Origin of the sequence: Pseudomonas sp. BP8, from assembly GCF_017875955.1 — a bacterium.
Classification (GTDB): domain Bacteria; phylum Pseudomonadota; class Gammaproteobacteria; order Pseudomonadales; family Pseudomonadaceae; genus Aquipseudomonas.
Genome location: NZ_JAGINK010000001.1, coordinates 2,045,637 through 2,062,430, shown reverse-complemented (window position 1 = coordinate 2,062,430; position 16,794 = coordinate 2,045,637). Strand labels below are relative to the sequence as shown.

Annotated in this window: 18 protein-coding genes; 9 read left to right on the top strand and 9 right to left on the bottom strand. The window is 62.1% G+C overall.

Features of this window, described 5'->3' with window-relative positions:
• Positions 1–92: 92 nt before the first annotated feature.
• Positions 93–272 (bottom strand): CsbD family protein, encoded by a 180-nt coding sequence (locus tag J3B00_RS09080; protein ID WP_209866874.1) that lies wholly within the window; start codon positions 270–272, stop codon positions 93–95.
• 241 nt (positions 273–513) lie between these two features.
• Here J3B00_RS09080 and J3B00_RS09075 point away from each other — a divergent pair, with 241 nt between their 5' ends.
• Both J3B00_RS09075 and J3B00_RS09070 read left to right on the top strand, forming a co-directional pair.
• On the top strand, positions 514–1,986 hold the full coding sequence (locus J3B00_RS09075; protein WP_209866871.1) for a NosD domain-containing protein: 1,473 nt from the start codon (positions 514–516) through the stop codon (positions 1,984–1,986).
• Positions 1,987–2,240: 254 nt separating this feature from the next.
• A complete protein-coding gene (locus J3B00_RS09070; RefSeq protein ID WP_209866869.1) occupies positions 2,241–2,621 on the top strand; it encodes a hypothetical protein in 381 nt (126 codons plus the stop codon).
• Here the strand turns inward: J3B00_RS09070 and J3B00_RS09065 are convergent, their stop codons facing one another.
• Positions 2,622–3,458, bottom strand: coding sequence for a S1-like domain-containing RNA-binding protein (locus tag J3B00_RS09065; protein ID WP_209866867.1), 837 nt, complete (start codon positions 3,456–3,458; stop codon positions 2,622–2,624).
• Positions 3,459–3,589: 131 nt separating this feature from the next.
• Between J3B00_RS09065 and J3B00_RS09060 the strand changes: the two genes are divergently transcribed.
• Positions 3,590–4,459 (top strand): DUF6279 family lipoprotein, encoded by an 870-nt coding sequence (locus tag J3B00_RS09060; protein ID WP_209866865.1) that lies wholly within the window; start codon positions 3,590–3,592, stop codon positions 4,457–4,459.
• A gap of 7 nt (positions 4,460–4,466) precedes the next feature.
• Here the strand turns inward: J3B00_RS09060 and aceK are convergent, their stop codons facing one another.
• The gene (gene aceK, locus J3B00_RS09055) at positions 4,467–6,182 is read right to left on the bottom strand and encodes a bifunctional isocitrate dehydrogenase kinase/phosphatase (RefSeq protein ID WP_209866863.1); all 1,716 of its coding nucleotides are present in this window, start codon (positions 6,180–6,182) and stop codon (positions 4,467–4,469) included.
• Positions 6,183–6,334: 152 nt separating this feature from the next.
• Here aceK and J3B00_RS09050 point away from each other — a divergent pair, with 152 nt between their 5' ends.
• The 3 genes from J3B00_RS09050 to J3B00_RS09040 all read left to right on the top strand — a co-directional run bounded on the left by J3B00_RS09050 (position 6,335) and on the right by J3B00_RS09040 (position 8,642).
• Positions 6,335–7,216: a DMT family transporter gene (locus tag J3B00_RS09050; protein ID WP_209866860.1), complete on the top strand. Its 882-nt coding sequence runs from the start codon at positions 6,335–6,337 to the stop codon at positions 7,214–7,216.
• Positions 7,217–7,620: 404 nt separating this feature from the next.
• A complete protein-coding gene (locus J3B00_RS09045; protein ID WP_209866858.1) occupies positions 7,621–7,860 on the top strand; it encodes a pyocin S6 family toxin immunity protein in 240 nt (79 codons plus the stop codon).
• 311 nt (positions 7,861–8,171) lie between these two features.
• Positions 8,172–8,642, top strand: a complete 471-nt coding sequence (locus tag J3B00_RS09040) for a DUF4265 domain-containing protein (protein WP_209866855.1) — start codon at positions 8,172–8,174, stop codon at positions 8,640–8,642.
• 19 nt (positions 8,643–8,661) lie between these two features.
• Here J3B00_RS09040 and J3B00_RS09035 read toward each other — a convergent pair whose 3' ends face one another.
• From J3B00_RS09035 to cysK, 3 genes are all read right to left on the bottom strand, one after another.
• Complete coding sequence (locus tag J3B00_RS09035; protein WP_209866853.1) at positions 8,662–9,597, bottom strand: aspartyl/asparaginyl beta-hydroxylase domain-containing protein; 936 nt, start codon at positions 9,595–9,597, stop codon at positions 8,662–8,664.
• A 23-nt stretch (positions 9,598–9,620) separates the two neighbouring features.
• Complete coding sequence (locus tag J3B00_RS09030; RefSeq protein ID WP_209866851.1) at positions 9,621–9,806, bottom strand: hypothetical protein; 186 nt, start codon at positions 9,804–9,806, stop codon at positions 9,621–9,623.
• A 109-nt stretch (positions 9,807–9,915) separates the two neighbouring features.
• Positions 9,916–10,890: a cysteine synthase A gene (cysK, locus tag J3B00_RS09025; protein WP_209866848.1), complete on the bottom strand. Its 975-nt coding sequence runs from the start codon at positions 10,888–10,890 to the stop codon at positions 9,916–9,918.
• A 125-nt stretch (positions 10,891–11,015) separates the two neighbouring features.
• Between cysK and J3B00_RS09020 the strand changes: the two genes are divergently transcribed.
• From J3B00_RS09020 to J3B00_RS09010, 3 genes are all read left to right on the top strand, one after another.
• The gene (locus J3B00_RS09020) at positions 11,016–12,089 is read left to right on the top strand and encodes a DUF748 domain-containing protein (protein ID WP_209866846.1); all 1,074 of its coding nucleotides are present in this window, start codon (positions 11,016–11,018) and stop codon (positions 12,087–12,089) included.
• Between the two features lie 185 nt (positions 12,090–12,274).
• Positions 12,275–13,120, top strand: coding sequence for a MoxR family ATPase (locus J3B00_RS09015; RefSeq protein WP_209866843.1), 846 nt, complete (start codon positions 12,275–12,277; stop codon positions 13,118–13,120).
• Between the two features lie 12 nt (positions 13,121–13,132).
• Positions 13,133–14,311 (top strand): VWA domain-containing protein, encoded by a 1,179-nt coding sequence (locus tag J3B00_RS09010; protein WP_209866841.1) that lies wholly within the window; start codon positions 13,133–13,135, stop codon positions 14,309–14,311.
• A 108-nt stretch (positions 14,312–14,419) separates the two neighbouring features.
• Here J3B00_RS09010 and J3B00_RS09005 read toward each other — a convergent pair whose 3' ends face one another.
• Genes J3B00_RS09005 through J3B00_RS08995 form a run of 3 tightly spaced genes read right to left on the bottom strand, consistent with a single transcriptional unit; the run spans position 14,420 to position 16,790 of the window.
• A complete protein-coding gene (locus tag J3B00_RS09005) occupies positions 14,420–15,334 on the bottom strand; it encodes a biotin-dependent carboxyltransferase family protein (protein ID WP_209866838.1) in 915 nt (304 codons plus the stop codon).
• Positions 15,331–16,014, bottom strand: coding sequence for a 5-oxoprolinase subunit PxpB (gene pxpB, locus J3B00_RS09000; protein ID WP_209866836.1), 684 nt, complete (start codon positions 16,012–16,014; stop codon positions 15,331–15,333). Before pxpB ends, J3B00_RS09005 begins: the two co-directional genes overlap by 4 nt.
• A complete protein-coding gene (locus tag J3B00_RS08995) occupies positions 16,011–16,790 on the bottom strand; it encodes a 5-oxoprolinase subunit PxpA (protein WP_209866834.1) in 780 nt (259 codons plus the stop codon). Before J3B00_RS08995 ends, pxpB begins: the two co-directional genes overlap by 4 nt.
• Positions 16,791–16,794 lie beyond the last annotated feature (4 nt).

Genomic DNA, 16,794 nt, shown 5'->3' with positions numbered 1-16,794 from the left:
GTCTAATAGACCACGCCAGCATCGATGCAGCTCATTGCCGCGCTAAAGAAAACGGCCGCCAGAGGGCAGCCGTTTTCCTACACCAGAGCCGATTAAGGCTTCTTCACGGCGTCCTTTACTTCGCCAACCTTTTGCTGGACTTCGCCTTTGACTTCCTGAGCCTTGCCTTCAGCCTTCAGCTTGTCGTTGTCGGTGACCTTACCCACACCTTGCTTGATATTGCCCGCTGCTTCGTTGGCCATACCTTTGACTTTGTCTTTGGTGCCACTCATGGGGAAATCTCCTTGAAGCAAAGACACGATAACTGTGTCGACATAGCATCGACTCATGCCGGCCGGCGAGAGTTTCAATTGATTTTCAGCGAATTCGCTTAACGGTAATCAGCGGGCGAATATCGCCCCAAATCGCCTGCCAGAGCTGCGCAAGCCGCCACCCCTTGCCTAGAATCGCTGCCAACGACCGCCCAACGCAGGCGGCTTTCATAACAACAACAGCTTTCGGAATCCCGCACCCATGCGCCTCATGCCTGTGCTGGCAGCCTTGCTGCCGCTATTCCCCTTGCCTGCCTTCGCCACTGCGCAGACCGCCACCCAGACCTTGCAGGTCACCCGCTACGCCGATGACGGCGAGCCCGGCAGCCTGCGTTGGGCGATAGAAACCAACAACCAGAACCCCGGCCAGTACCAGATCGACATCGCCGCGATCGGCCAGCCGCCGTACGTCATCCGTCCGACCCGCGCGCTCCCGGAAATCAAAGGCCCGGTGCGCATCACCGGCCTGTCCTGGGCCCGCGACGGCCAGTACATCGCCATCGACGGTTCGGGCTACATCAAGGACCAGGGCGTGCGCACCTGCCCAGGTGCCATGCCCGGCCAGTTCGGCACCAACGTACGCACTACCACCAACCCCGGGCTGGTCTTGCGCGACACGCAGGGCGTGCACATCAGCGGCCTGGAAGTGCGTAACTTCTGCATCGGCATCCTGGTCAATCGCGCCAGCGCCAACATCATCGAAGACAACCGCATCATCGCCAACAAGGGCGGTGCCGGCATCATGCTCACCGGCGATGACGGCGCGGGCAACCCGACCGCCACCACCACCAATAACAACAAGGTCCTGCGCAACCAGCTGATCGACAACGGCGACGGTCTGGAACTCACACGCGGCGCGGCGTTCAACCTGGTGGCCGACAACCTGTTCCGCTCGACCGCAGCCAATCCCGAGCCGTCGCAAGGCATCGAGATCCTCCTGGGCAATGACAACAACGTGGTGCGCAACCGCTTCGAGAACTACTCCGACGGCCTCCAGATCAATTGGGGCAACCGTAACTACCTGGGTGCCAACACCTTCAGCGGCAATTCGATCGGGGTCAGCATCACCGGCGAGGGCAACATGCTCGACGGCAACCTGATCCACGGTAACCGGGTAGGCGTAGCCTTGCGGCCAGAGCCGAACATCACCCGCACGCGCCTGACCGCCAACCGCATCTGGGCTAACAGCCAGGACATCCGCCGCTGCGAGGCGGGCGGTTCGTGTGTGCCGGAGCAGCGCACCGGCGCGATCATCTTTGGCGTACCAGCCCAGGCGCATGCCTTGTACGTAGGGTCGCGCGGGGTGGGTGCCGAGCTGGCGAAGAAAGACCAGGCGGTCATCTGCGATGCGCAAGGCGAGCCGAAGCCTTGCCAGCCATTGCCCAACCATAACCAGCAGCCGCCGCGGCTGCTGGCGCTGGACAAGGACGTGTTGCGGGGCGAGGTGCAGGGGCCGGCATCGAGTCTGCTGCGCATCGAGCTGTTCGGTAACGCCAGCGCGCAGGCGAGCGAAGCCGAGCAGTATCTCGGTGAAGTGCTGGTGAACAGCGATGAGCAAGGCCGCGCGCGATTTGCCCAGGTGCTGGAAAATGCCGGTAATTTGCACAGTTTCACCGCGACGGTGACCACCGCGGATGGCGCCACCTCGGAGTTGAGCCAGCCACTAAGGCGCTGAGGCATCCTGGGGCCGCGTTGCGGCCCCTTCGCGACACAAGGCCGCTCCCACAGAGACCGCGCCAGCTTGAGGTTTAGTGCAAGGCAGTTGCTCCCACGGGGATTTCAGCACCCTGCAAAATGGCGCTGATCCTGTAGGAGCGGCCTTGTGTCGCGAAAGGAGCGCAACGCGGTCCCGGCAATCTCGGACTTGTTCACGACGAGCCGGCACCGCACAATGTCAGGTCACCCCAGCGTCAACCCGCAGGAACCTGCATGAAACTCGATAAACCCAGCGCAATCGCGCGGCGCAACCTTGCGCTGGCCAAGCCGGTGCTCAACAGCGACAACTCCCTGTTCGCCATCCTCGACCCCAAGCGCAACCTGTGGTGGTTCGATGTCCCGGTGGCGCTGCTGCGCAAAGGCCAGCCCGACTGGGTCAACCTGCTGTTGCACAGCCCCGAATCCGATGAGCTGCAGCACCTCAAGGTGCCGATCAACTTCCTGCGTGCTCATCAAGAGCAAATGGAAGTGCGCAAGCCCGGCAAGCGCCGCTCGACCATCAGCCTGGCGCTGAGCGCCGACCGCGATTCGCTGCTGCGCGATACCCGCCCAGGCGGCGAGCAGCTGGACTTCCGCACCTTCGTGCAGGACTGATCAGACCTGCTCGATGCGATCGTCATGGATGACGATCAAACCTGCCTTGAACAGCGCACCAATGGCTTTCTTGAAGTTGCCCTTGCTGACGTTGAACATTTTGCTGATCACCTGCGGATCGCTCTTGTCACACACCGCCAGGGTGCCGCCTTCGGCTTGCAGGCGAGTCATGATCTGCTCTTGCAGGGTATCAGCCAGCGCCTGACCAACCGGCTGCAGGCTCAGGGCGATCTTGCCGTCGTGGCGCACTTCCTTGATGAAGCCCTTCTCGTGCATGCCCGAGCGCAGGAACTTGAACACCTCGTTCTTGTGGATCAGGCCCCAATGGCGGTTGTTGATGATCGCCTTGAAGCCCATGTCCGTCTCATCGGCCACCAGCAACTCGACCGGTTGACCGACGGTGTACGCCGCCGGGGTAAGGTCGAGGTAGCGATCCAGGCGCGCCGTGGCAGTGATACGCCGGGTGCGTTTGTCCAGATAGGCGTGGACCAGGCAATAATCGCCGATCTTCAGCGAACGCTTTTCTTCCGAGTAAGGCATCAGCAAGTCTTTGCTCAACCCCCAATCGAGGAAGATACCGGCACCGTTGATGTCCTTGACCTTCAGGCTGGCGAATTCGCCGACCTGGACCTTGGGCTTCTCGGTGGTGGCGATCAGCTGATCTTCGCTGTCCAGGTAGATGAACACGTTGAGCCAGTCGTCGAGCTCGGTGGGCGTGTCCTTGGGGATGTAACGCCGCGGCAGGAGAATCTCGCCGTCTGCGCCGCCATCCAGGTAGAGGCCGAATTCGACATGTTTAACGATTTGCAAACTGTTGTAACGCCCGAGTAGAGCCATTTCCGATGTTCCTCAAGACAAGGCGACTATTCTACACCTGAACCCGCCTCGTCGCCCGACCGCTGGTTCAGGGGGAACCGCCAAGGTGCCCTCGCGTCTACTGCCTGGCAAGCCTCTGCAAGGATCTGCTCATGCCTGTCTGCCTGACAACTGCCCTGCGCTGCACCCTGTTCGCCCTCGCCTGCACCCTGGCCATGGTGGGTTGCAGCCGTATCGACCTGGCCTATCGCAACCTCGATACCCTGGTGCCGTGGTCGCTGGGCGACTACCTGGACATGAACCGCGAGCAGAAGTCCTGGCTCGACCAACGGTTGCAGGAGCATCTGGCCTGGCACTGCAAGACGCAACTGCCCGGCTATCTCGACTGGCTCGATCAGATGCGCGAAATGGTTGCCAAGGATCAAGTTACCGACCAGGCCTTGCAGCAACGTACCGTCGAGGCACGCCAGGCCATCAGCCGGGTGACGGAGGCGATCACGCCGTCCGCGACCGAGCTGTTGCGCGGCATGGATGATCGGCAAGTCGACGAGATGCGCCAGGCGTTTCGCCAGGACATCAGCGAACGCCAGGCCAAGTACGTTGCAACGCCGCTGCCCCAGCAAATCGAAAACCGCGCCACACGCATGGAGAAACGCCTCAAGCCCTGGCTTGGCGAGCTCAACGCAGCCCAGCGCCTACGGGTGATGAGCTGGTCGCAGGCGCTGGGCGACCAGAACCGGCAATGGATCGCCAACCGCGCCCATTGGCAACAGCAACTGATGCTCGCCATGAACCAGCGCGCTACGCCAAGCTTCGAGCCACGCCTGGCGCAACTGCTGCAGCGCAAGGAAAGCCTGTGGACGCCGGAGTACCGTGCGGCGTTCGAGAATACCGAACAGCAGGCGCGCAGCCTGTTGGTGGACCTGGTGAAAGAGAGCAGCCCGGCGCAGCGTCAGTACCTGCAGGAGCGCCTGGCCAAGGTCCGCACCAGTTTCAGTGAATTGAAGTGCCTGAAGAGTTGAGTGTGCATCAGCGTACCTTGCGTCGATAAGGAAACACATCAATCACCTTGCCCCCCTGAATCGCCGCCTGCAGCCCCTTCCAGTAATCCGCGTCATACAGTTCCCCATGCAGGCGGCTGAACAACTTGCGCTGCCCCATCTCGGCAAACAGAAACGGCGGAAACTCCTCCGGAAACACGTCGTGCGCCCCAATCGAATACCACGGCTCCCCTGACATCTCATCCTCGGGATAACGCGGCGGCGGGATATGGCGGAAGTTCACCTCGGTCAGAAAGCAGATCTCGTCATAGTCGTAAAACACCACCCGCCCATGCCGGGTAACGCCGAAGTTCTTCAGTAACATGTCACCGGGGAAGATATTCGCCGCCGCCAGCTGCTTGATCGCCAGCCCGTAATCTTCCAGCGCCTCCAGCACCTGGGCCTCGCTGGCCTGCTCCAGGTACAGGTTGAGCGGGGTCATGCGCCGCTCGGTCCAGCAGTGGCGGATCAGTACCGTATCGCCGTCCAGGACCACGGTGGACGGCGCCACTTCGAGCAACTCGGCCAGGCACTCGGGGTCGAACTTGCCGCGCGGAAAGCGAAAATCGGCAAACTCCTGGGTGTCGGCCAAGCGCCCGACCCGATCGATGCTTTTGACCAGGCGATACTTGTCGAAGACCGTCGCACGGTCGACGGTCTTCGACGGTGAGAAGCGGTCCTTGATGATCTTGAACACCGTATTGAAGCCCGGCAGGGTGAACACGCTCATGACCATGCCGCGCACGCCGGGTGCCATCACGAAGCGGTCTTCGGTAGTGGCCAGGTGATTGATCAGCGCCCGGTAAAACTCCGACTTGCCATGCTTGTAGAAGCCGATCGAAGTGTACAACTCAGCGATGTGCTTGCCCGGCAGGATCCGCTTGAGAAAGTTGACGAACTCGGCCGGCACCTGCACATCGACCATGAAGTACGAGCGGGTGAACGAGAAGATGATCGACACCTCGGCCTCGTCGGTGATCAACGCGTCGGCCTCGATGCCATGCCCTTCGCGGTGCAGCAGCGGGATCACCAGCGGCCACTGTTCGTCCTGGGTGAACAAACGGCCTACCAGGTAGGCACCTTTGTTACGGTAAAGCACAGGCGAAAACAGCTCTACGGTCAGCGCCGGGTCCTTGCACACCCAGTCGGGCAGGCATTCGCGCAGTTGCTCTTCGAGCCGGGCCAGGTCGCCTTCCAGGTCGCCATACGGCACGCTGAACGGGTAGTCGGCAAAGATCGCCCGCAACAGCCCCTTGAGGTTCGTGCCGAGCGCGTAGCTGCGCGTTTGTGCGGCCCGCTGGTGGCTGCGCATGGCAGGTCGGGTGGTATGGATGAACATGCAACCATCGCTGATCTGGTCATGGCTGAACAGGCTGCAGAACAGCGAGTTGTACCAGGTCTCGGACAGTTCATCGTCCAGACGCGGATCAATCAGCCGGATGTAGGCACTCTTGACCAGCGGCCACTGCTCGACATCCAGCAGCACCTCTGGGTCGAAGGCATCCCGCAGCCAGCCGTTTACCTCGCCGACCTTCTCTTCATAGAGATTGATGCGCGCAGCTGCCGCCCGCTGGATCTGTTGCCACTGCGCCCGCTCGAAGCGCTCGCGTGCGCCCAGGGTGATGCGGCGGAAATGCTCGCGGTAGTTGTCGAAGCCATCGAGGATCATCCGGGCGATCTCGGTCGCCGGCCAGGACTGAGTCATACAAGAGCCTCTGCGCGGGGTTCAAGGGCTCAGCTTAGTAGTGCCGGCGGGTTTTGGTGAGTTGCGGGCCAGCACTTACAGCGCAAGAAAGCACAAGAACCGCCACCTGGGCTGACGTACACTCCCGCCCTGCCCTGTTGCCGGAGACCGTTGTGAGCCCCATCGCCCTTGCCCGCCTGCTAACCCTTGCCGCCGTCTGGGGTGCGAGTTTTCTGTTCATGCGCATCATCGCCCCCGAGCTTGGCACTGTGCCGACCGCCTTCTTCCGGGTATCGATTGCCTGCCTTGGGCTGGTCGCCATCGTCGCTGCTGCGCGCGTGCGCTGGGACTTCAACGGCAAGCTCGGCGCCTGCCTGGTATTGGGCATGATCAACTCGGGGATCCCCGCCACCTTTTATTCGGTGGCCGCGCAGGTGCTGCCGGCCGGCTATTCGGCAATCTTCAACGCCACCACGCCACTGATGGGCGTACTGATCGGCGCACTGTTCTTCCGCGAGCCGATGACCGCGAGCAAGCTGTGCGGGATCTTCCTCGGCCTGTTCGGCGTCGGCATCCTCAGCGGGGCCGGGCCGGTCGCGCTGGACATGGCCTTGCTGCAAGGCGCCCTGGCCTGCCTGGCGGCGACCACCTGCTACGGCTTTGCCGGCTACCTCGCGCGGCGCTGGGTCAGCGGGCTCGACAGCCGTCTGTCAGCACTGGGCAGCATGCTGGGCGCCACCCTGCTACTCACGCCACTGTTCGCCTGGAGCGCACTGACGCAGCCGCCGGCCAGTTGGGGCGGCTGGCAGGTGTGGCTGTCGCTGCTGGGGCTGGGCCTGGTGTGTACGGCGTTCGCTTACATCCTGTACTTCCGCCTGCTGGCCGAGATCGGACCGGTCAAGGCCAGCACCGTGACCTTCCTGATCCCGGTATTCGGCGTGCTGTGGGGGGCGTGGTTGCTGGATGAGGCGCTGTCGATGGGACACCTGTATGGCGGGCTGCTGATTGGCCTGGCCCTGTGGCTGGTGCTCAAGCCGGCGCGGACCCTTTCTTAGAAGTGGTGCCTGTCCGGGGCATCCCTTTCGAAGGCTCTGACATTGCGTCCGGCGGGAGTACGCCGGGGCTGCTCTGCAGCCCTTTCGCGACACAAGGCCGCTCCCACAGGTGCCGCACTGCTATCGAGCCATTTGCAGGAATGCGCAGCCGAGCACAAAAAACCGACCTCGGCTGACGTACCCTCCCGTCCTGCTGTTATCCGAGACCAATGACCCCCATCGCGATTTCCTGTGCCACAGCAGCCTTTCGCAGCAATTGATGATTTTTCATAATCTTTGGGAATCGTCCGGCAGACATGCCAAGCATCAAGGAAGTAACGTTCTTTCGCACTCGGACGGCTCCGACCTTCAAAACAAGCCCGCAAAACCGGAAGAACCACGCATGAATATACTCAGAGGTCGTTATGTACTTGTGCATCACGGGATTTTTGCCAGACAGTTTTCAAGATAGCGCGTTGAAATATGAGCTGGACGTGGCGCCTGAGTTTGAGCAGAGGGTCATGGATATTCTGGGCTGGAATAGCCTTGCCGCTGAGGCTGATGGGGAGTTGCCGCTGACCCATGAGCAGGTCAGCCGGATTGCAGATGCCGTCAATGAAACGCTGCCCCACAACTTCGACATGTTTATCGGCGTTGTTGCCTAGCAACCACCACAACCACACTGCAGAGTACCGATGAAACCCACCCACACCGGAGGACTGTCATCCTGCGTCTTCGAATGAACGAGCATTGATGGACGTGCTGATTGGCCTGGCCCTGTGGCTGGTGCTCAAGCCGGCGCGGGCTGTTTCTGAGAAGTAGTGCCTGTCCGGGGCATCCCTTTCGAAGGCTCTGGCATTGCGTCCGGCGGGAGTACGCAGGGGCCGCTTTGCCGGCTTCAACCATCAATCCAAGGGGACACCACCCGCAAACCGCCTTACGATACGCAGGAGCCAACTCACTCAGACCCCGCACCATGACCCTCGACAGCAATCCCCACTTCAAGAAAGTCCTGTTCCGCCTGGAACAGGACGCACAAGGCTATCCCCCGGCGTCAGTGGAAGGCCTCTGGGCAAAACAAGTCGAAGGCGGCTACCTCGTCGACAATATTCCCTTCTACGCCTACGGCATTGCGCCGGGCGACATCATCAATACCCATGACGAAGGTGAACACACCTGGTTCGACAGCCTGCAGAAAAGCGGCGGTGCCTCGGTGTTCCGTGTGTTGGCCAAGGCCCCCGGCAGTCTCGAGCAAGTGCGTGCAGCCCTGCTCGAGTTCGGCTGCCCCAGCGACGCCGAGCAGGCGGTGAAGATGCTCGCCGTCGAAGTGCCACCGACGATCGCCCTCGACACCCCGCTCTACTACCTGCTGACTCAGCGCGAAGCCGGCACTCTGGAGTTCGAGGAAGGCGTGCTGCGCCACGCCATCCCGGAAGAGTTCCGCTAAAGGCCTACAGCACGAACGATCAGAACAACCAGCGATACAGCAGATACGCAACCACTACCGCCAGCACCGGCCGCAGAATCCGATAAGCCTTGGGATTGGCCCGCTTGAACTGTTTCACACGGGTACTGATCTTGTTGCTGAAGCGCTTGCTCCAGGCATATGCCTGGTTGATCCCGCCGACCCGCTCATCATCAGTGTTCTGCGGCGCGGTCGCGCGGCCGAGGAAGGCGCTGACCTTGCGGTTGATGCGGGTCATCAGCGGGCTGGTAAGCGGCCGTTCGATGTCGCAGAAGAGGATCACCCGGGTCACGTCGGTCTCGTTCTTCACCCAATGCACGAAAGTCTCGTCAAACATCACGTCTTCGCCATCGCGCCAGGCATACGGCTGGCCATCGACATAGATGCGGCAGCTGTCCGAGTTGGGCGTCGACAAGCCCAGGTGATAGCGCAGGGAGCCGGCGAACGGGTCGCGGTGCGGGTTCAGGTGGCTGCCACCGGGCAACAGGGCGAACATCGCGCCTTTGACATTGGGGATGCTGCTGACCAGCTCGACAGTTTTCGGGCACAGGGCTTCTGCCGAGGGCAGCGGTTTGTCGTACCACTTCAGGTAAAAGCGCTTCCAGCCCTTCTTGAAGAACGAACCGAAACCGGCGTCGTTGTCTTTCTCGGCGGCGCGGATGTAGCCCTCGTCGAACAGGCGCATGGCCTCTTCACGGATGACCTGCCAGTTGTCCTTGAGCACGTCGAGCTCGGGGAAACGCTGGCGGTCCAGGTAAGGCTTGGACGGCACGCCGGAGAACAGGTACATCAGGCTGTTGTACGGGGCAAACAGCGCCGAGTGGTTGACGAACTGGCGCAGCACCGGCAGGCGCGCCTTGCCGCGCAAGTGCACGTACAGCACGCTGCCGATAAACACCAGCAGGACACCCGCCTTGGCGACAAAGGAAAAGGTCATGCAACACTCCTTGGCATAGGAAATCAGGCCATCACTTCCAGATAGCCGGACATCATAAACCCATCCGCCGCAGGTAAAAACAACTTGGGGCGGATAGCAATGTTGAAGATTTTGTAATAAAGGGGATGGTTGGGGTATTGCGTTCGGTCAGGGGAATGCGGGTTAAAGGGGAATTCTGGTGAGTCAGTGACGGCCTCTTCGCGGGGCAAGCCCGCTCCTACAGGTATTACGCCGAATTCAAAGTCTGCGTAAATCCTGTGTAGGAGCGTCGGTGCGCCGGTCCGGCTAGCCCCGCGGAGGCCACCACTGACCGACCGCTTATTGCTGGTTTTCCTGCTCGGTGAACAGGTCGGCAAAGAGCATGCTCGACAGGTAGCGCTCGCCAGAGTCCGGCAGGATCACCACGATAGTCTTGCCCTGCATCTCCGGTTTCTCGGCCAGGCGCACCGCCGCTGCCATCGCAGCACCACAGGAAATCCCGCAGAGGATGCCCTCTTCCTGCATCAAGCGCAGGGCCATCGCCTTGGATTCTTCATCAGTCACCGTCTCGACTAGGTCGACTACCGACAGATCAAGGTTCTTCGGCACAAAGCCGGCGCCGATGCCCTGGATCTTGTGCGGGCTGGGCGTGAGTTCTTGTCCGGCCAGGGTCTGGCTGATCAGCGGCGAGGACAGCGGCTCGACCGCCACCGACAGGATCGGTTTGCCCTGGGTGTGCTTGATATAACGCGACACGCCGGTGATGGTGCCACCAGTACCGACGCCCGCCACCACCACATCAACCGCGCCCTCGGTGTCGTTCCAGATCTCCGGGCCGGTGCTCTTCTCGTGGATTTCGGGGTTGGCCGGGTTGTCGAACTGGCCCGGCTGGAAGTACTTGGCAGGGTCGGAGGCAACGATCTCATTGGCCTTCTCGATCGCGCCCTTCATGCCTTTGGCGGGCTCGGTCAGGACCAGCTCGGCGCCCAGCGCCTTGAGCACCTTGCGCCGCTCCAGGCTCATCGAGGCCGGCATGGTCAGCAGCAGCTTGTAGCCGCGCGCGGCGGCAACGAAGGCCAGGCCGATGCCCGTGTTGCCCGAGGTCGGCTCGACGATGGTCATGCCCGGCTTGAGCTTGCCGCTGCCCTCGGCATCCCAGACCATGTTGGCGCCAATCCGGCACTTGACCGAATAACCGGGGTTGCGCCCTTCGATCTTGGCCAGAATGGTCACCCCGCGCGGGGCGATACGGTTGATCTGCACCAACGGCGTATTGCCGATGGAATGGGCGTTGTCTGCGTAGATACGGCTCATGGCAGGGTCCTTAACCGAGCGGGGGAAAGCCTCAAGGGTAAGCCTGCCTGAGGGGAGCGTAAAGCCCGTTCGAACTCCGCGCTGGCGGCTGCGGTCAACCGGACACCCGCAGTGGAGAGCCTTCGATGAAAGCCCGTTATCGCTGGCCACTGGTCGGCCTGGTCAGCCTTGTCGCGTTACTGGTAGTGCTGCACCTGGCCCTGCCGTACCTGGTGCGCGACTACCTCAATGACAAGCTGGCCGACATGGGCGACTACCGCGGCCAGGTCAGCGATGTCGACCTCGCCTGGTGGCGCGGCGCCTACACGATCAACGGCCTGAAAATCGTCAAGACCACCGGCAAGGTCCCGGTGCCGTTTGTCGACGCCCCGGTGATTGACCTGTCGGTAAGCTGGCACGCGCTGTGGCACGACCACGCGGTGGTCGCCGAGGTTGAGTTCATGCGCCCGCAACTGAACTTCGTCGACGGCCCGAGCAAACAGAACTCACAGACGGGTCAAGGGACCGACTGGCGTCAGCAGCTGGAAAAACTGGTGCCGATCACCCTCGACGAAGTGCGCATCGATGACGGCACGCTGACCTTCAGCAACTTCAATTCCAAGCCTCCCGTCGACCTCAAGGCGACCCGGCTCGAGGCGAGCATTCGCAACCTGACCAACGTGCGTGACGAGAAGGGCCGGCGTGATGCCAGCTTTGAAGCCACGGCCCTGCTGTTGGGTGATGCCAAGGTGGAAAGCCGCGCCACGTTCGACCCGTTCAGCGATTTCGACGACTTCGAGTTTCGCCTGCGCGCCACGGGTATCCAACTGCGCCGCTTGAATGACTTTGCCAGCGCCTATGGCAAGTTCGACTTCAATGCCGGCCACGGCGATGTGGTGATCGAGGCCCAGGCCGACAAGGGTCGGCTCAACGGCTATATCAAACCGCTGCTGCGCGACGTCGACGTGTTCAACTGGCAACAGGATGTACAAGACAAGGACAAAGGCTTTTTCCGCTCGATCTGGGAGGCGGTGGTCGGTGCCAGCGAAACCGTGCTGAAAAATCAGCCAAAAAACCAGTTCGCTACCCGCGTCGAACTCAGTGGCAGCGTGCATCAACAGGACATCAGTGGCTTCGAGGCGTTTCTGCAGATTCTGCGCAATGGCTTCGTCCAGGCGTTCAGTGCACGTTACGAGCAGCCGGCGCCTGATTCCGACTGAGGGTAAGCGCGACGCACCATTCAGAGACTGAATACCCGGTCTGCGTTTGCAGGTGGCGGGGGCCGGGTTATAGTCGGTTACAAATGATCAACAATGTTGTCTGGGCCAGCCCTTTCACGGGGCGTCGTGGGAGCGGGCTTGCCCCGCGATAGCGCCGACGCGGACACCCTATAGAGGATCGCTTCATGAAGTTCGAAGGCACCCGCGACTACGTCGCCACAGATGACCTGAAGCTGGCGGTCAACGCAGCGGTCACCCTGGAGCGTCCCTTGCTGGTCAAGGGCGAGCCAGGCACCGGCAAGACCATGCTGGCCGAGCAACTGGCGGAGTCGTTCGGCGCCAAGCTGATCACCTGGCATATCAAGTCCACCACCAAGGCCCACCAGGGCCTCTACGAATACGATGCGGTCAGCCGCCTGCGTGACTCGCAACTGGGCGTGGACAAGGTCCACGATGTGCGCAACTACCTGAAGAAAGGCAAGCTGTGGGAGGCCTTCGAGGCCGAAGAGCGGGTGATCCTGCTGATCGACGAGATCGACAAGGCCGACATCGAGTTCCCCAACGACTTGTTGCAAGAGCTGGACAAGATGGAGTTCTACGTCTACGAAATTGACGAGACCATCAAGGCCAAGCAACGCCCGATCATCATCATTACTTCGAACAACGAAAAAGAGCTGCCGGACGCCTTCCTGCGTCGCTGCTTCTTCCACTACATCGCCTTCCCCGACCGCGACACCTTGCAGAAGATCGTCGACGTGCACTACCCGAACATCAAGCAGTCGCTGGTCAGCGAAGCGCTCGACGTGTTCTTCGATGTGCGCAAGGTGCCGGGCCTGAAGAAAAAGCCGTCGACCTCGGAACTGGTCGACTGGCTCAAGCTGCTGATGGCCGACAACATTGGCGAGGCGGTGCTGCGCGAGCGTGATCCGACCAAGGCCATCCCGCCCCTGGCCGGCGCGCTGGTGAAGAACGAGCAGGACGTGCAATTGCTCGAGCGCCTGGCGTTCATGAGCCGCCGCGGTAATCGCTGACAGGAGCCGGTCATGCTGCTCAACCTGTTCAACGAAATGCGCGCGGCCAAGGTGCCGGTGTCGGTGCGCGAACTGCTCGACCTGCTCAATGCCCTGCAGCAGCGCGTGGTGTTCGCCGACATGGACGAATTCTACTTCCTGGCGCGGGCCATCCTGGTCAAGGACGAGCGGCACTTCGACAAGTTCGACCGGGCCTTCTCGGCCTATTTCAAGGGCCTGGAAAACCTCGACCGGCACCTGGAGGCGCTGATTCCGGAAGACTGGTTGCGCAAGGAGTTCGAGCGTTCGCTGAGCGATGAAGAGCGTGCGCAGATTCAGTCCCTGGGCGGGCTGGACAAGCTCATCGAGGAATTCAAGAAGCGCCTCGAAGAGCAGAAAGAACGCCACGCCGGCGGCAACAAGTGGATCGGCACCGGCGGTACCAGTCCGTTTGGCTCAGGCGGTTTCAACCCGGAGGGCATTCGGGTCGGCGAGGCCGGCAAGCGCCAGGGCAAAGCGGTCAAGGTCTGGGACCAGCGCGAGTACAAGAACCTCGACGACCAGGTCGAACTGGGCACGCGCAATATCAAGCTGGCCCTGCGCCGGCTGCGCAAGTTCGCCCGCCAGGGTGCAGCCGAAGAGCTCGACATCGACGGCACCATCGACCACACCGCGCGCGATGCCGGGCTGCTGAATATCCAGATGCGCCCCGAGCGGCGCAATACGGTGAAGTTGCTGTTGCTGTTCGACATCGGCGGCTCGATGGACGCCCATGTGCGGGTGTGCGAGGAGCTCTTCTCGGCATGCAAGACCGAGTTCAAGCACCTGGAGTACTACTACTTCCACAACTGCGTGTACGAATCGGTGTGGAAGAACAACCTGCGGCGCACCTCGGAGCGCTTCGCCACGTTCGATCTGCTGCACAAGTATGGCGATGACTACAAGGTGGTGTTCGTGGGCGATGCGGCGATGGCGCCGTACGAGATCACCCAGCCGGGGGGCAGTGTCGAGCACTGGAACGAAGAAGCCGGGTATGTGTGGATGAAGCGCTTCGTGGAGAAATTCAAGAAGGTGGTGTGGATCAATCCATACCCGCGCCAGACCTGGGATTACACCGCCTCGACCCACCTGGTCCGCGAACTGGTCGAGGACAAGATGTATCCGCTGACCTTGCAGGGGTTGGAGGATGCGATGAAGTACCTGTCCAAGTAGTTGTTGTCGTCTGGGCCGGCCTCTTCGCGGGGCAAGCCCGCTCCTACAGGATAGCGTGCACCGCACTACCTGCAGGAGCGGGCTTGCCCCGCGAAGAGGCCGGTATTGTCACCGCCAACGCTTGAGATACGCCTGCTGCTCCTGCCACGCCAACTCCTGCAGCACAGCCTTGAAGCGCACCTGCGCGCCCGGCAGGCACTGCGCCAGTTGCACGAGCGCCAACGGCGTCAGCGCGCCCAACCGCGGATACCCGCCGATTGTCTGCCGATCATTAAGCAATACGATCGGCTGTCCATCCGGTGGCACCTGCACCGCGCCCAAGGGGATCCCTTCGGAAATCATCGGCGGCCCCTGGTACTCCAGTTGCGGCCCCAGCAAGCGAATGCCCATGCGATCCGCTCGACTGTCGAGGGTCCAGTCACGGTTGAACGCGTCGAACAGGCTGGTGCCACTGAACTGGCCGATCTGCGCGCCCATCACCAAGTCCAGCAAGGGGGCGCCGGCATAGACCGGACGCAGCGCCTCAGGTACCTCGCACAACGCCGGCGAACCTGCAGCGAACGTCAGCAATTGCCCTTTGCCCAGCGCCCTGCCCTGACCATCAAGCCCACCGAGCGCTTCGCGCACCACCGTGGCACAACTGCCCAGCACCGCCTCGGCCTGAAAGCCACCGACTGCCGCAAGGTACGCCCGGGCGCCCTGCAGGGGTTGCCTGAAGCTGAGCTGCTGGCCCCTGTTCAGAGCAAAGCTGCGCCACGGTTTGAGCGGTTGTTGATCGATTCGCGCATCCAGGTCCGCACCGGCCAGGGCCAGGCAGCAGTCGCGCTCGGCGACCACACTGAAGCCGCCCAACGCCACTTCAATGACCGGCGCATGCAGGGCATTGCCGAGCAAACTGTTGGCCCAGTACATCGCCACCCAGTCCAGCGCGCCGCCTTGAGTAACGCCCAGGTGGCGTACACCAAAACGACCGCCATCCTGCACTTGGCAGAGCGCCGTGCTGGCTTCGATCCTCAAACTCATGCCTGGCCCTCCAAGGGACAATCATCACCACCCAGGTCGATGAATTGCGCATGCTCGATCGCCACGAAACGTACGCGGTCGCCGGGTTGCAGCAAGCTGTAGCCGTCGCGCTCGCGATCGAACAGGCGCACCGGGGTGCGCCCGATCAAGTTCCAGCCGCCCGGCGAGACGGCCGGATAGGCCGCAGTCTGCCGCTCGGCAATGCCCACGCTGCCAGCTGCCACGCGCTTGCGCGGGGTACTCAGGCGCGGGCTGGCCAGACGCTCATCGACCAACCCCATGAAGCCGAAACCGGGGGCAAAGCCCAGGGCAAACACCGGGTACTCACGTTCACTGTGCAGGCGGATCACCTCTGCTTCGGACATCCCTGCACGCGCCGCCAGCAGCGGCAACTCGGGGCCTACGCTGCTGTGGTACCACACTGGAATCTCGTGGCGACGACCGGTACTGCCGGTGTCAGGCTGCAACCCAGCCAAGGCTTGATCGATCAAGGCACGTGCCTGCGCAGGTGACAGGTCGAACTGGACCATCAAGGTGGTGTAGGAAGGCACCAGATCGACCAGGTGCTGGCCAAAGGCGCTGTTCAGGCGCTGACTGGCGGCGAGAATCCAGGGCATGTTGGCTTCATCGATGGCATCGAACAGGCGCACCATCAGGCTGTCGATGGCGACCACCTTCATGGCTGCATCAGGCCATCGAGGGCTTGGCGAATCTGCCGCACCGCCGCCACCGAGCTGTCATTGTCACCGTGCACGCACAGGGTGCTGGCGGCCAGCTGCACTGTGCTGCCATCGTCGGCCAGCAGCGCTTCACCGCGCGCCAGGCGCAGGGCCTGGTCGATGACCAGCGCCGGGTCATGGTGCACTGCGCCGGGCAGACGCCGCGACATCAGGTGGCCACTGGCGGTATAGCCGCGGTCGGCGAAGGCCTCGAACCACAGTGTCACGCCAATCTCATCACCCAGGGCCTGCGCCGCGCTGTCGTCGGCGGTGGCCATCAGCATCAGCGGCAAGCCGGGGTCATAGGCCGCTACGGCTTCGAGCACCGCACGTAGCTTGAGCGGGTCGGCCATCATGTCGTTGTACAGTGCGCCGTGCGGCTTCACATAAGCCACGCGGCTGCCCTGGACCTTGCAGATGCCGTCCAGCGCGCCGATCTGGTAGTGCAGCAAGTCGCGGATCTCCTCGCTGCTGCAAGCCATCGAGCGGCGGCCGAAGCCGACCAGGTCGGGGTAGGCCGGGTGGGCTCCGATGGTCACGCCATGCTGCAGCGCCAGCGCCACCGTGCGGCGCATGATGCTCGGGTCGCCGGCATGGTAACCACAGGCGATGTTGGCGCAGTCGATGTAGGGCATCACTTCGGCATCCAGGCCCATGCGCCAGCTGCCGAAACTCTCGCCCATGTCGCAATTGAGTAGCAGGGGTTTCACCAGGCGGACTCCCATGTCGATGTTCATGTGC